Raw genomic sequence first — 14578 nt, forward strand, 5'->3', positions numbered from 1 at the left:
TCAGCCCTGTTCCGTTTCCGCTGGCACCGCATCGCGCGCCAGCGCACCCTCGATCAGCGCCACCGTCTCCGGCAGACCGAACAACGCTGCGAAAATGCCGAAGCGCGGCCCCTCCGTCTGACCGAGCAGCACCTCATACAGGCAGCCGAACCACGAACGCAGCGGCTGGAACTGATGCCGCTTTCCAACCTCGAACACGATGTCCTGCACCTCGACCGGCGAAAGCTTCGGGTCCGCCGCCGCCAGCGCTGCCGCAAGATCGGCCAACGCCGCACGCTCCTGTTCGGTCGGCGCGCGGAAGGTCTTTGCGGGTTTGACGAATTCCTGGAAATAAACGACGGCATGCCGGACCAGACGATCCACATAGGAATGCGTCTCGGGCGACAACGACGGATCGTAGCGCTGCAGGAACTTCCATAATGTCGAGGCCGAATTGGCATTGGCGACCGACGCCAGGTTCAGGAGGGCCGTGAAAGACACCGGACTGCTGTCCTGCGGCCGGATCTCGCCTCCATGGATGAACCATGCCGGATTGGCACGCAGCACCGTCTGCTCGCTCTCCGTCGCCGCCTTGTCGACATTGGCGATGTATTCATCCATGGCACGCGGAATAACATCGAAAAACAGCCGCTTGGCACGGGTCGGCTGATTGAACATATACTGCGCCAGACTTTCGGGCGGCGCATAACGCAGCCAGTCCTCGATCGAAAGACCGTTGCCCTTGGACTTGCTGATCTTCTGCGCGTGCTGGTCCAGAAACAGTTCGTAGGTCAGGCCAGCCGGCGGCGCCTTACCCAGGATCCGGCAAATCCTGCTCGACAGCTTGACGCTGTCGATCAGGTCCTTGCCCGACATTTCGTAGTCGACACCCAGCGCATACCAGCGCATGGCCCAGTCGGCTTTCCACTGCATCTTCGCATGGCCGCCAAGCACGGACGTTTCAAAAGTCTCATCGCTGTCCGGGTCTTTCCACACAACCGTCGCGGCGATGGGGTCCACCTTCAGGACCGGCACCTGCATGACCCGCCCCGTTCTTGGATGAATCGGAAGAACCGGTGAATACGTGGCCCGACGTTCCGCGCCGAGCGTCGGTGCGATCGTCGCGACAACCTCATCATGCACTTCAAGCATGCGGCGCAGTGCATCGTCGAAGCGACCGCCCGTGTAATAATCCGTCGCGGAAGCAAACTCATACTGGAAACCAAAGCCATCCAGGAATTCGCACAGCATGGCGTTGTTATGCGCGGCAAAACTATCGAAACGCCCGAAGGGATCGGGAATGCGCGTCAAGGGCAGCCCAAGATGCTGCGTCAGCATCTCCTGATTGGGCACGTTGGTCGGAACTTTACGCAGCGCGTCCATGTCATCGGAAAATGCGAGCAGACGCGTGGAACGGCCCGTCAGCGCCTCATAGGCCTGGCGCACCCACGTTGTTCGCGCCACCTCGCCGAATGTGCCGATATGCGGCAAACCCGATGGGCCATAACCCGTTTCCAGGAGTGCCGGCCCGTCACCACCGCGCGCATCCACATGCGCGACGATTTTTCGTGCTTCCTCGAAAGGCCAGGCTTTGGGCAGTGCGGCCTGATCGGCGGCGATTTTTTCTTCTATGCTGGACATGATCGACAGAAAATTAGGTAGGGACAACGCCATGGTCAAGCAATCCGCACGCTAGGCTCATTGCCCGTGCGGCTGTAATGTTCCGGACATGCCCCTGCCGCGCCATCGCTTTACCTCTCCCTATGACGCTCCGGCGCTGGTCGCGCATCGCGGCAAATCGTCCGTCCTGTCACCGGATGGCGAACTGCTCGATATCCCGAGCACCGACGTCGCGCGCCAGCTCGCGCAATGGGCGCCGCCTTTGATGGTCCATGGTCCAGCGACCTTCCGGTTCCTTGAAATGGGGTCACCTCCGCCGCCCGCCACCTACTTCGATCTGCTCGAATTATTTCTTTTCGTTTCACCGGCCACCAACGCCGCCCCGACGCCGCGCGGGCTTGCCTTGGCGCTCGCTATTCCCGCCCCGGCACGAATCGAGGCGGATTTTCTCCACGTCATCCTGAACGCTCTCCTCGCCGCGCTTCGCACCCTGAGCGAAACACGCCATGGCGATACGATGCGCGCCCTGCTACCGGCATTATCCCGCGCGGGCTGGCCCTGGGCAGGCGTAGTCGCGGAAACGATCGGCATGCCCGCCGATACATCGCTTCATCCTCTGGAAGCCCTACGGGTCTGGCGGCGGCTACCGAAGTGGGAAGAAACGGCGCCCAGACCCGCGCCGGGGAGCCAACCGGTGCCACAGGCCGCAGCGCGGGCGCGCTTGCGCGCGATGCTCGGCCCCGATGCCGAGGAACGTGCCGGACAGGCGGATTTCGCGTCAGTCGCCACAGCCGCCTTCGCACCACGACAGAATTTCGGCTCCCCGCACATTGTCCTGGCCGAGGCCGGCACGGGCACCGGCAAGACGCTGGGTTACGTCGCCCCGGCCAGCGTATGGGCCGAAAGCAACGGCGGCGCGGTCTGGATCAGCACCTACACCCGGCACCTTCAACGCCAGATCGAGCAGGAACTCCTCCGTCTTTATCCGGACGAAGCCGCCCGTCGGCGTGCCGTCGTGGTACGAAAGGGGCGCGAGAACTATCTCTGCCTCCTGAACATGGAAGACGCCGTCAACACCGCCGCTTCCCGTGGCGAGGCCGCGGGCACTGTCGTCATTGCCCTGTCGCTACTGGCGCGCTGGGCGGAAGCCACACAGGATGGCGACCTCATGGGAGGCGACCTGCCGGGCTGGTTCGGCGAACTCTTCGGCGCCGGAACGGTCTTCGGCATGGCCGATCGGCGTGGCGAATGCATCCATGGCGCCTGTCCGCATTATCAGCGCTGCTTTGTCGAGCACACGATCCGCCGCGCGCGCGACGCGGACCTCGTCGTCGCCAACCATGCGCTGGTCATGTCGCAGGCGGCCTGGAATGCGCTGGGGCAGGATGATGTCCCGGAAGAGGACAGCACACCCACGCGCTATGTATTCGACGAAGGCCACCATCTTCCAGACGCCGCCGACAGCGCGTTCGCCATAACCTTCTCCGGCGTGGAAGCCGCCGAACTGCGGCGCTGGCTGCTGGGCGCGGAAGGCAGCCGTTCACGCGCGCGCGGATTGCGCCGACGACTGGAAGATCTGGTCGCCGGCGTGCCCTCGCTGGAAACCCCACTGGACGCCGTGCTGCAAGCCGCACGCGCGCTTCCCGCTCCCGGCTGGCTGGCACGCCTTCACGAACCCGAAAACGCAGTCCGCGAACATGTGCCGGACACGATCGCCAATCCCTCGGAAATTTTCCTGCGCGCGCTGGACCAACAGGCGCGGGCGAGACAGGCTGCCAAGAAAGCCCAGGGCGACGCCGAATGCGAACTGCATCCCGTCGAACCTGCCGTCGCCGAAAGCGCCGAGGCCCTGTCCCGCGCGCTGGTCCGCCTGAGCGAGCCATTGGAAATTCTGGTCAAACGCCTGAAGGCCCAATTGACCGAGGAAACGGAAACGCTGGACGCCGCCACGCGCGGTCGGCTGGAAGCCACAATCCGCACCTTGCAGCGGCGGGCCATCAGCCGTGTCCACGGTTGGATTTCAATGCTCGATGCCACGCGCACACCGCCAGAGCCGGGCACCACACCCGTTCACGTCGACTTCATCCGCACGGAAGCCATCGCGGGACGCGGCCCGCGCGCAAACGCCGAACGGGATGTCGGCCTGCATCGCCACTGGCTCGATCCGACAGTGCCCTTCGCGTCCGTCATGCAGGCGCCGGCCCATGGCATTCTGGTTACGTCAGCGACATTGCGCGACCAGACCGACAACGCGACGGGCGACGATCAGGAAACGGCCTGGGATGCTGCGGAGGCCCGTCTGGGTGCCACGCATTTTCCGGCGCCCGCGCTTCGCGCCGCGCTGATGAGTCCGTTCGATTACGCACGACAGACCCGCGCCTATGTCGTCTCGGACCTGCCGCGTGACGACATCGACGCCCTCGCCGCTGCCTATCGCACCCTGTTCCTTGCCGCCAATGGGGGCGCCCTGGGATTGTTCACGGCTATCGCGCGCCTGCGCGCCGTGCACAAGCGCATCGCCGAACCGCTCGAAATGGCCGGCCTGCCTCTTTATGCACAGCATGTGGACGCCATGGACAACGCCACGCTGGTGGATGTCTTCAAGACCGAAATCGATTCATGCCTGCTCGGCACGGATGCCATGCGGGATGGCGTGGACGTTCCGGGCAACGCCCTGCGCATGGTCGTGTTCGAGCGCACCCCGTGGCCCCGCCCGGACATCCTGCATCGGGAGCGCCGCCTGCATCTGTCACATGGCGCACCGAACGAATACGATGATCGCCTCACACGCATGAAATTACGGCAGGCATTCGGGCGCCTCATTCGCAAAGCCACGGATCGTGGCGTTTTCGTCATGCTCGACCGGCGCATGCCGACCCGCCTCTTTTCGGCTTTCCCCGAAGGCGTCGACGTCCGGCGCCTGCCCTTTGACGAAGCGGTACGGGACATCGCCGCTTTCCTGCAATCCGGAGAAAACAACGCATGACAGCGTGGCAATGGTTACTGATCGGGTCCGCCCTTGCCACCACCACGGCAAGCGCCGCGCCAAACCCCACGATGCGGCATCGCACCCCGGCAAAGGCGGCGCACATCACCGCACCAGTAGCGGAAGACACGGCGTCCGAGCAGATCGCCCGGGTCCGCGCAGGCAGCCTGACGCCGGAAGCCCTGCTCGCACTCTATGCCGCGCAGATTCACCGGCACGACCCGAATCTTCATGCCATTCTCGGCCTGAACCGTCAGGCTGAAAGCGAGGCTGCTTCCGCCTCTCTCGCCGCGCCACTCTATGGCCTTCCGATCCTGATCAAGGACAATATCGACACCCGGGACTTTCTGCCGACCACGGCCGGCTCGCTGGCCCTGGCCGCCAATCTCGCCGGTCGTGACGCCGTCGTGGTCGATCGCCTCAGAAGCGGCGGCGCCGTGGTCCTGGGAAAAACCAATCTCTCCGAATGGGCCAATTTCCGTTCGGATCACGCCAGCAGCGGCTGGAGCGCTGTCGGCGGCCTGACGCTCAATCCATGGGATACGACCCGCTCGGCCTGCGGTTCCAGCGCGGGAAGTGCCGTGGCCGTGGCTGCCGGCTTCGCTGGCGCTGCCATCGGCACCGAAACCGATGGTTCGATTACATGCCCGGCCGCCACGAACGGGATTGTCGGCCTGAAGCCGACGGTCGGGCTCGTTTCACGCACCGGCATCGTCCCGATCTCTCCAGCGCAGGATACCGCAGGCCCCATGACGCGCGATGTGCGGGACGCCGCGCTGCTGCTGAGCGTCATGGCCGGAAGCGATCCGGCGGATCCAGCCACACACGATGCCGATCGTCATCGAACGGATTATACGCAGGTTCTGCAATCGAACGGCCTGCGTGGTGCCCGGATCGGCGTGCTGCGTTTTGCCTCGGGCACGGACCCGGCCGTCCATGCCCTTTTCGACAGGACGCTCGCGACACTGCGGGCGCAGGGCGCCATTCTTATCGATATTCCGGCCTTCGACCGCAAAAATCTCGACGCGCTTGAGATGGCGGCCATGTTGAGCGAATTTCGCGACAGCGTGAACGCCTATCTCGCGCATACGCCGCCGCGTGTTAAAACCCGCACACTTGCAGATCTTGTTGTCTTCAACCGCGATCATGCCGAACAGGAAATGCCCTGGTTCCAGCAGGAACTTTTCGAGCGCGCCTTAGTCGCACCGCCCCGTTCCGATGCGCATTATCTCGACGCTCGGAATCAGGCACGCCAGATCGCCGGCCCCGGCGGGATCGACGCCCTCTTGCATCGTGACAATCTGGAAGCCCTGATTGCACCCACGATCGGCCCTGCCTGGTCCAACGATCTGGTTAACGGCGATCGTCCCGGTGATGGCACGGGCGCCGGATCATTGGCGGCGATTGCGGGCTACCCCCACCTGACCGTTCCGATGGGTCAGGTAAAGGGTCTGCCGATCGGACTTTCCTTTATCGGAACGGCCTGGTCCGAAGGCACCCTGCTCCGGCTGGGCTATGCCTTCGAGCAGGCACGCGGCAAGTGGCACGCACCGCCCGGCTTCTAGCCGCCCTACCCGGCTTTCGCCGTTAGCGCCGTATCGATGGCCTTGACCAACTGGCTGAAATCCTCCGGCGTATACCCTTCCACCCGAAAAACGACCTTGCCGGTCTGGTCGACAACATAGGTCCGTGGAATGCCCCGCGTCGCGAATTGGGCATAGACATGCCGATCCGCATCCAGCCCCAATGGAAATGTGTAATCGGGATGTTTCTGGTGGAACGGACCGACCTTCGCTGCATCCTGCTCCCTGGCGATCGCCACGAAGGCAAAATCGGGCCTGTCCTTATACTTTTGCCAAATATCCTGTTGAATATGTGGCATTTCCATCTGGCATGGACCGCACCATGTCGCCCAGAAGTTGACGACGACGACCTTGCCCCTGGTCGCCACGGTCGAGAAATTACCGCCACCGAGTTCCGGCACCGAGAATTCGGGAAGCCTGTCACCGACCACGACATGGTCGTCCCCCGCCGCGACCGCCGGCCCCATCGAGACGCCCAGACCCGCCAGCAATGCCAGTAACGATCGGCGAAACCACCATGCTGTCTCGAAACGTCCGGTCATGTCCATCTCCCTGATTGATACCTGATCGTTACGATAAGATACGACACCCGAAGCCGATACAACGACAAAAGATCGTTTTTAGCCAAATTCACAAAAAAACCGCCCCGTCTTGCGACGGAGCGGCTTTCCTGCGGACCGAAAGAGCGGTTCGTGCGATCTGGATCAGAAATCCATGTCGCCCATGCCGCCCATGCCACCCGGGCCACCGGCCGGAGCAGCCTTCTTCTCGGGCTTCTCGGCAACCATGGCTTCCGTCGTAATCAACAGGCCGGCCACCGATGCCGCGTCCTGAAGTGCCGTCCGGACAACCTTGGTCGGATCGATGATACCGGCCACGACCAGATCCTTGTACTCACCCGTCTGGGCGTCGAAGCCCTGGTTGTACTCGTTGATCTCCAGAACCTTGCCGGCGATGACCGCACCGTCTTCACCCGCATTGAAGGCGATCTGGCGCAGCGGCGCCTGCAGGGCCTTGCGGATGATGTCCGCGCCGACGCGCTGGTCGTCGTTGTGGAACTCAAGGTGACCGAACGCCGTGGAAGCACGTGCCAGCGCGGTGCCGCCACCAGGAACGATGCCTTCCTCGACGGCTGCGCGCGTTGCATGCAGCGCATCGTCCACGCGGTCCTTGCGCTCCTTCACCTCGACTTCGGTGCTGCCACCGACGCGGATGACGGCCACGCCACCGGCGAGCTTCGCCAAACGCTCCTGCAACTTCTCGCGGTCGTAGTCCGAGGTGGTTTCCTCGATCTGCGCACGGATCTGGCTGCAACGGCCCTTGATATCGTCCGTCTGGCCTGCGCCCTCGACGATCGTGGTGTTCTCTTTCTCGATATGCACCTTCTTGGCGCGACCGAGCATGTCGAGCGTCACGGTCTCGAGCTTGATGCCGATGTCTTCGCTAATCACCTGGCCACCGGTCAGGATCGCGATATCTTCCAGCATCGCCTTGCGACGATCGCCGAAGCCCGGCGCCTTCACGGCTGCAATCTTCAGGCCGCCACGCAGCTTGTTGACGACCAGCGTCGCCAGCGCTTCGCCATCGACGTCTTCGGCCAGGATCATCAGCGGACGACCGGACTGCACGACGCTTTCCAGCAGCGGCAGCATCGGCTGCAGCGAGGACAGCTTCTTTTCATGGATCAGGATGTAGGGGTTATCCAGATCGGCCGTCATCTTTTCGGCATTCGTCACGAAATACGGCGAGATGTAGCCGCGATCGAACTGCATGCCCTCGACGACGTCGAGCTCGGTGTGGAGGCCCTTGGCTTCCTCGACCGTAATCACGCCTTCCGTGCCGACCTTCTGCATGGCGTCGGCGATCATCTTGCCGATTTCATGCTCGCCGTTCGCGGAGATCGTGCCAACCTGAGCCGTTTCGCCCGGCGTGGTGATCTTCTTGGTGTTCTTCTTGAGTTCCTCGACGACCACCGCAACGGCCTTGTCGATACCGCGCTTGAGGTCCATCGGGTTCATGCCGGCAGCAACCGCCTTGGCACCTTCGCGGATGATGGCCTGCGCCAGCACCGTCGCCGTCGTGGTGCCGTCACCGGCAATGTCGTTGGTCTTCGAGGCCACTTCGCGCACCATCTGGGCGCCCATGTTCTCGAACTTGTCAGCCAGTTCGATTTCCTTGGCGACCGACACACCGTCCTTGGTGATGCGCGGTGCGCCGAAGCTCTTGTCGAGAACGACGTTACGGCCCTTCGGACCCAGCGTCACCTTGACCGCGTCGGCCAGGATGTCGACGCCGCGCAGCATGCGCTGGCGAGCATCGGCACCGAATTTTACATCTTTGGCAGCCATTTGAATAACTCCGTTTGAGGTTCAGTTGCGATGATGGGCGGGCTTGTTCAGCCGATCACGCCCATGATGTCGCTTTCCTTCATGATCAGCAGCTCTTCGCCATTGATCTTCACCTCGGTGCCGGACCACTTGCCGAACAGCACGCGGTCGCCTGCCTTGACGTCCAGCGCCACGATCTGACCCTGCTCATTGCGAGCACCCGCGCCGACGGAGATGACTTCGCCTTCCATCGGCTTTTCCTTGGCGGTGTCCGGAATGATGATGCCGCCCGCGGTCTTCTCTTCGCCATTCAGGCGACGGACCACGACACGGTCGTGCAAAGGCCGAAAATTCGTCATAATGGATCGCTCCACAAATTGAGGCCGCGCCCTTATCGAAAGCGACGCCGCCGGTATGCGCCCGCTTAGCCGCAGCGCGTTAGCACTCCCCTACCGAGAGTGCCAACGGAGGTAGGACCGCCACCGCCCAACGTCAAGATGTGCGACCATGACAATTATTCTTTTTCCCGCTCCGGATTCAGCCGCGTCATCTCCAGCCGGGACGCCACACGCTCGGCTGCGGCTTCGTCCCGCAGGCGCTCCGCCTTCGTCCGCCCGGATAACGCGCGATTGGTCTGCGCCTGCGCGGCATCCATCCGGCGGATCGCACGTTTACGTTCACGACGCAGATTGACGATCTCACCCATAAGACGTTCCCTACTGCGACACGCTTTTGATGAAACAGAACATGGAGCCTTCCTTCATGGGACGCATGATCTCCCTGACAGCCGCCGATACCCACCATTTCGCGGCCTACGAGGCCGGGAACCCCGACAGTAAGCACGCGGTCGTCATCGTTCAGGAAATCTTCGGCCTGGCAGACCACATCAAGTCCGTCTGCGACGAGTTGGCAAGCCATCATGGCTATCACGTGATCGCGCCTGCCCTGTTCGATCGGGCGGAACGCGACGTCGTCCTGCCCTACGATCAGGCCGGAATGCAAAAAGGTCTGGCCTTGCGCGCGAAAATCCAGCCGGAAGATCTGCTCGCCGACGTCACGGCCTGTGCGCATGCGCTGAACAAGCATGGCCATGAGAAAGTCGGCATTCAGGGTTTCTGCTGGGGCGGCTTCGTCGCCTGGATCGCGGCAACACGGACGCGAGAATTTGCCGCGTCGGTCGCCTGGTATGGCGGCGGCATCGCGCAGGTCAGCCACGAAAAGCCGCATTGCCCCGTGCAGCTGCACTTCGGTGGAGAGGACGACCACATCCCCCACACGGACGTGCAAAAAATCCGCGCCGATCAGCCCGATGTGGAAATCTACGTCTATGACGACGCCGGCCATGGCTTCGGCTGCCCCGATCGGCCGAGCTTCAATCAGGCGGCCCGCGATCTGGCGCATGAGCGCACGATGGCTTTCTTCAAGAGTCATCTCTGAAGCTGGCGTAACGCCGAGATTCATCCATCACGATGAAAGAGTTATCGATATGGTTGCCAATCCCCTCGCTCCCAGCCCCGAGCGCGACGCGAAAATCCGCGCCAAGGCCAATGAGCTCTGGACCGCCGACGGCAAGCCCGATTGCGGTGCTACGGCTTACCACGAGCAGGCTTCGGAAATCATCGGCATGGAGGAGCACCCTCACGCCGGCGAGATTTCGGTCAATGACCTGCCGCCGCCGGATCGTGCTGACATTCAGGTCGAAAACGCCGAAATTCAGGAAAATCTCGGCGAATTTCCCGAGCGGCAGACCGATCAGGGCGATCATGCCCATTTTCCCGAAGCCAAGAACGAGCGTAACGCGTCCTAGGCGCCTCGCCGCGTCCTGAACAGCATGGCGTAGAGCGACGGAAGAACGAGAAGCGTCAATAACGTCGATGAGACAAGCCCGCCGATCACAACCGTCGCCAGCGGGCGCTCGACTTCCGCGCCCGCACTGCCCGAGAATGCCATCGGGAAAAAACCAAGGCTCGCCACGAGCGCCGTTCCCATGACCGGACGAAACCGGCTTCTGGCTGCATCGAAGGCTGCCTTGGCGGCATCTTCGCCCTGACGGCGCAAATCCTGTATCTGGCTCAGCAATACGACACCGTTCAGGATCGCAACGCCGAACAGCGCGATAAACCCGATACTTGCAGCAATGCTGAACGGTAACGCACGCAGGGTCAGCGCGACAACGCCTCCACTGGCCGCGACAGGCAGGTTGCAGAACACCAGCAGCGCGGCGCCAAACGATTCCAGCCCGATCACGAGCAGAACAAAAATAAGCGCCAAAGTGACGGGCAAGACGACCTCAAGACGATGCATGGCTGTCTGGAGGTTCCTGAACTGCCCTGCCCACGCCACACGATACCCTGCTGGCAGCTCAAGCTTTTGCTTGACAGCCGCCTGGGCTGCTCGAACGAATGAACTCGTATCCCTTCCCCGGACATTGGCCTGGACGATCACCCGACGTCTGATCCCGTCCCGGTCGATCCTCGGCGGCAAATCGACGACATGAATGTGGGCGACTGTCGACAACGGCACCATGCCGCGCCCGTCAACACGGCGCACCCATAATCGCCCGATACGATCCGGACTGGAGACGGCCTGCACAGGCCAGCGCACCTGAGTCGGAACGATGGCGTTGTTAACGACGATCGGTTTGCCGATATGGCCTCCAATCGCCTCGGTGACGTTCAGGATATCGGGAATAGCGACGCCGAGCCGGGCAGCCGCGTCACGGTCAGCGTCGATCTGGAGGAACGGGATCGTCCCCCCACCGCCCGCAACCGCAACATCGACCGCACCCGGTACATCGTTGATCGCCGCGATGGCATCATTCGCCAGATGCGTGAGCGTCGTCAGATCATCGCCATAGATGGAGAGGGCAACAGTCGAGCGCACGCCCGAAAGCAGATCGTCCATCCGCATTTCGATAGGCTGCGTCCATGAATATTGCGCATCGGGCAATTCATTGCGTAACGCAACGTCCATTTTCTCCAGCAGCTCCTGCTGTGTGGACGCTGTTCGCCATGTCGAACGCGGCTTGAGAAAAACAAACGTGTCCGTCTCGCTGGTTCCCATCGGATCGGTTGGAATGGCCGATGTCCCGGTATTGCTCATCACAATGCGCACTTCGGGAAAACGTCTGAGAATCTGCTCTTCGCGCATCACGGAATGCAGCACCGTCGGCAACGATGCGCTGGGCAGACGCGTGGACGTCACCAATAGCGAGCCTTCTTCGAGCGTCGGGACGAATTCACCCCCCAGTCGCATCGCCAGCACGACAGAAGATCCGAAGACGAGAACGGTTATGACCGCCAGGAACACGCCGTGCGCCTCGCTCCATCGCAGGGCCGGCTCGTAATAGCGACGGAGAAAGCCGACGATCCGCGTTTCCCGGTCGACTGGAGCGTCGCGCAACGCCCATGACACCAGGACCGGTACGCAGATCACCGCGTAAAACAGGGATACGACCAGCGCCATGATGATGGTCTGGGCCATCGGCCTGAACATTTTCCCTTCGACGCTCTGCAATGTCAGGATAGGCATATAGACGAGAATGATGACGCTGACGGCAAAGCAGACCGGCCGCATGACCGCACGCAGTGTCGCGACGGCCTGATTCTCAACACGCATTTCCGGATCGCGATGTGCCAGAAAATGCTCGACGATGACCAGCGAGCCATCGACGATCATCCCGAAGTCGATCGCGCCGAGGCTGAGCAGATTGGCGGATATCCCGAAAACCCGCATTCCGGCCATCGCGGCCAGCAGAGAGAACGGAATGACGGACACAATCACCATCGCAGCCCGCCAGTTACCGATAATAGCGATCAGGACCAGAAAAACCAGTCCGGCGCCGGTGACGAGATTCTCCTTCACCGTGTCGATCGTGCGATCCGTCAGGTCGGACCGACGATAGAGCGGGATGAGTTTGACCCCGGGCGGCAGCGATTGCCGGATCGACGGCAACGCCGCGTCGATATGTGACAGAACAGCGTTCGAACTTGCGCCGCTTTCCATCAGCACCACGCCATTGACGATCTCGCCCCGCCCATCCCGCGTGACCGCGCCGAGCCGCGTGCGTGGCGCAAGGGAAACAACGCCCAGATCGCGCAATCGCACAACCTGCCCGTTGACGCCCATCCTGACCGGAATCGCCCCAAAATCCGCCAGGCTTTGCACGCGCGCCCGCCCGACCACGATATTCTGCTCATCCTGCTGCCTGATCCAGCCGCCGCCAGCAGACGCATTATTTTCGTCGACTGCCTGATCGACAGCACTGACGGAGACATCGAATGCACGCATCCGTGCCGGGTCGAGCGTGACCTGATAGGTTTCCTCGGCCCCACCATTGACATTGACCGCCACGACACCCGGCACGAGACGCAGTTGCGGCGCGACGGTCCATGTCATGATGCGGTTGAGCGCCATGTCGTCGTAACCGCCGCCGACAATCTGGATCTGCATGATCTCGCCCATGCCGGTCGCCAGCGGCCCCATCGCGATCGAGAGATTGGGGATCGCGATCGCATCGCGCGCCTGCGTCAACCGCTGGGCGACACGCTCACGGTCGAGCAGAATATCGGTGCTGTCGTCGAACTGAATATAGACGACGGAAACCCCGGTTCGGGAAACCGAACGAAGGTCCACGATGCCGGGAATGCCTGTCATCGCCGTCTCAAGCGGGAAACTGAGTTGTTTCTCCACTTCTTCTGTTGCCAGACCGGGGGCCGTGACCGAAACGAAAACCTGTTTCGGCGAAATGTCGGGGACAGGTTCGACCGGCAAACCCGAAATCAGAAACAGCGATCCAATTGAAAAAGCGACGACTGCAAGGAAGATCGGAATTCGGCGACGCTGCACACCATGCCAGAAACCGGACATGTCAATCGGCATGCATGTCCGCCATCAACGCCATGGATTTAAGCGCGAAGCTGCCCACAGTCACAATCGGGTCGCCCGGATGCACGTCACCTTGGACGAGAACATCCGTGTCATCGCCAAGGCCGGTCTGCACGACATGCGGCTGGAACCTGTCCGACGCAATGCGAACATAGACGATGCTCTGCCCACCGACACGCTGCACCGCTGCGCGCGGCACGACGACACCAGACGCCTCCGATGTCGTCTGGAGCGTCGCGTCGAGCATCTCCCCCGGCCGCAAATTTCCTGTCGCATGATCGACAATCGCCACGACCCGCACAAGACCCGTAGCGGGATCAGCCTCGCCATCAATCGTCGCAATCGACACGATCAGCGGCTTGGCATCCTCATGTCCGGCGGGCCGCACGACGACACGCCCGCCGATCGCCAGCATGCCGGCGTCCTGTGGGAGCACCTGCGCCACGACCCAGACGCTGGAGAGATCGACCACGCTCAGCAGCGGATCGCCCGGCTTGATGTCATTGGCGACAGCCGTGTGGATCGATTGCACGACGCCATCCACGGGCGAGATCAGACTGGACACCTCGTCCCGGTCGATCCTTTCCGTAACGGAATTGAATTCTTCCTGAAATCGATGCTCGATCGTCCCGACATCCGCTTGCCGGGCGATGATCGTCTGCCTTGCTTCTTCCGCTACGGCACGCCGCCGCTGCACTTCACCGGTCGGGACGGACGTGCCGTCCAGCAGGCGACCGCGTCGATAGGCGATCTCTGCCTCCAGACTGGACGCCTTCGCGGCCGCAAGTGCGGCTTGCGCCTGAGCGTATTGAAGCTGGACCACATGCAACGCGTGATCGACATAATCCAGCAGGTGTTGGCCGGTATGAACATGCTCGCCGGGCGTCACCAGGACCTGCAACACCTTGCCCTCGCCCGCCGGGCGCAACGTGATCGACCGGCTCATATTGGCCGAGACGGTCCCCATGGCCGATATGGTGCCATGCAACGTTTTTTCCCGAGCAGGAACGATCCGTATGTCTTCATTATCCTGCGCCTTCGCTGACATCGTCAGCGGTGCGAGGGAAATCCCGGATTGTGCGAAGGAGCTGCGTACCGGAAGGAAGGCGGTAGTCGAAACGAACGCTGCCCATAAAATTCCGGCATGCCACGGATTTATGTAAGGGACTCGATATGACGGCATTATCAACTGACGT

11 protein-coding genes are annotated in these 14578 nt (G+C 62.2%); 4 read left to right on the forward strand and 7 right to left on the reverse strand.

Annotated elements, in window-relative coordinates:
- On the reverse strand, positions 1-1620 hold the full coding sequence (locus A0U93_RS03425) for a lysine--tRNA ligase (protein WP_077808302.1): 1620 nt from the start codon (positions 1618-1620) through the stop codon (positions 1-3).
- An 88-nt stretch (positions 1621-1708) separates the two neighbouring features.
- Here A0U93_RS03425 and A0U93_RS03430 point away from each other — a divergent pair, with 88 nt between their 5' ends.
- Positions 1709-4585, forward strand: coding sequence for an ATP-dependent DNA helicase (locus A0U93_RS03430; protein WP_077806106.1), 2877 nt, complete (start codon positions 1709-1711; stop codon positions 4583-4585).
- The gene (locus A0U93_RS03435; RefSeq protein ID WP_245825067.1) at positions 4582-6150 is read left to right on the forward strand and encodes an amidase; all 1569 of its coding nucleotides are present in this window, start codon (positions 4582-4584) and stop codon (positions 6148-6150) included. Before A0U93_RS03430 ends, A0U93_RS03435 begins: the two co-directional genes overlap by 4 nt.
- A gap of 5 nt (positions 6151-6155) precedes the next feature.
- On the opposite strand, the gene A0U93_RS03440 is transcribed toward A0U93_RS03435, so the two are convergent.
- The 4 genes from A0U93_RS03440 to A0U93_RS03455 all read right to left on the reverse strand — a co-directional run bounded on the left by A0U93_RS03440 (position 6156) and on the right by A0U93_RS03455 (position 9201).
- Positions 6156-6710: a TlpA family protein disulfide reductase gene (locus tag A0U93_RS03440; protein WP_169852686.1), complete on the reverse strand. Its 555-nt coding sequence runs from the start codon at positions 6708-6710 to the stop codon at positions 6156-6158.
- Between the two features lie 162 nt (positions 6711-6872).
- The gene (gene groL / locus A0U93_RS03445; protein ID WP_077806108.1) at positions 6873-8516 is read right to left on the reverse strand and encodes a chaperonin GroEL; all 1644 of its coding nucleotides are present in this window, start codon (positions 8514-8516) and stop codon (positions 6873-6875) included.
- A 47-nt stretch (positions 8517-8563) separates the two neighbouring features.
- Entirely contained in the window at positions 8564-8854 is a 291-nt protein-coding gene (gene groES / locus A0U93_RS03450) for a co-chaperone GroES (protein WP_077806109.1), read from the reverse strand.
- 155 nt (positions 8855-9009) lie between these two features.
- Positions 9010-9201 carry a DUF4169 family protein gene (locus A0U93_RS03455; protein ID WP_077806110.1) on the reverse strand — a complete coding sequence of 64 codons (192 nt, stop codon included), beginning with the start codon at positions 9199-9201 and terminating at the stop codon, positions 9010-9012.
- 41 nt (positions 9202-9242) lie between these two features.
- Between A0U93_RS03455 and A0U93_RS03460 the strand changes: the two genes are divergently transcribed.
- Together A0U93_RS03460 and A0U93_RS03465 are read left to right on the forward strand one after the other, a co-directional pair.
- A complete protein-coding gene (locus tag A0U93_RS03460; protein ID WP_245825068.1) occupies positions 9243-9932 on the forward strand; it encodes a dienelactone hydrolase family protein in 690 nt (229 codons plus the stop codon).
- Between the two features lie 49 nt (positions 9933-9981).
- Positions 9982-10302: a hypothetical protein gene (locus A0U93_RS03465; RefSeq protein WP_077806111.1), complete on the forward strand. Its 321-nt coding sequence runs from the start codon at positions 9982-9984 to the stop codon at positions 10300-10302.
- On the opposite strand, the gene A0U93_RS03470 is transcribed toward A0U93_RS03465, so the two are convergent.
- Both A0U93_RS03470 and A0U93_RS03475 read right to left on the reverse strand, forming a co-directional pair.
- Positions 10299-13376, reverse strand: coding sequence for an efflux RND transporter permease subunit (locus A0U93_RS03470; protein ID WP_245825070.1), 3078 nt, complete (start codon positions 13374-13376; stop codon positions 10299-10301). The two genes, A0U93_RS03465 and A0U93_RS03470, sit on opposite strands and share 4 nt — an antisense overlap.
- Positions 13366-14565, reverse strand: coding sequence for an efflux RND transporter periplasmic adaptor subunit (locus tag A0U93_RS03475; protein WP_077806112.1), 1200 nt, complete (start codon positions 14563-14565; stop codon positions 13366-13368). The genes A0U93_RS03470 and A0U93_RS03475 overlap by 11 nt, the downstream gene beginning before the upstream one ends.
- Positions 14566-14578 lie beyond the last annotated feature (13 nt).

It is taken from the genome of Neoasaia chiangmaiensis (assembly GCF_002005465.1).
In the GTDB taxonomy this organism is placed as follows: domain Bacteria; phylum Pseudomonadota; class Alphaproteobacteria; order Acetobacterales; family Acetobacteraceae; genus Neoasaia; species Neoasaia chiangmaiensis.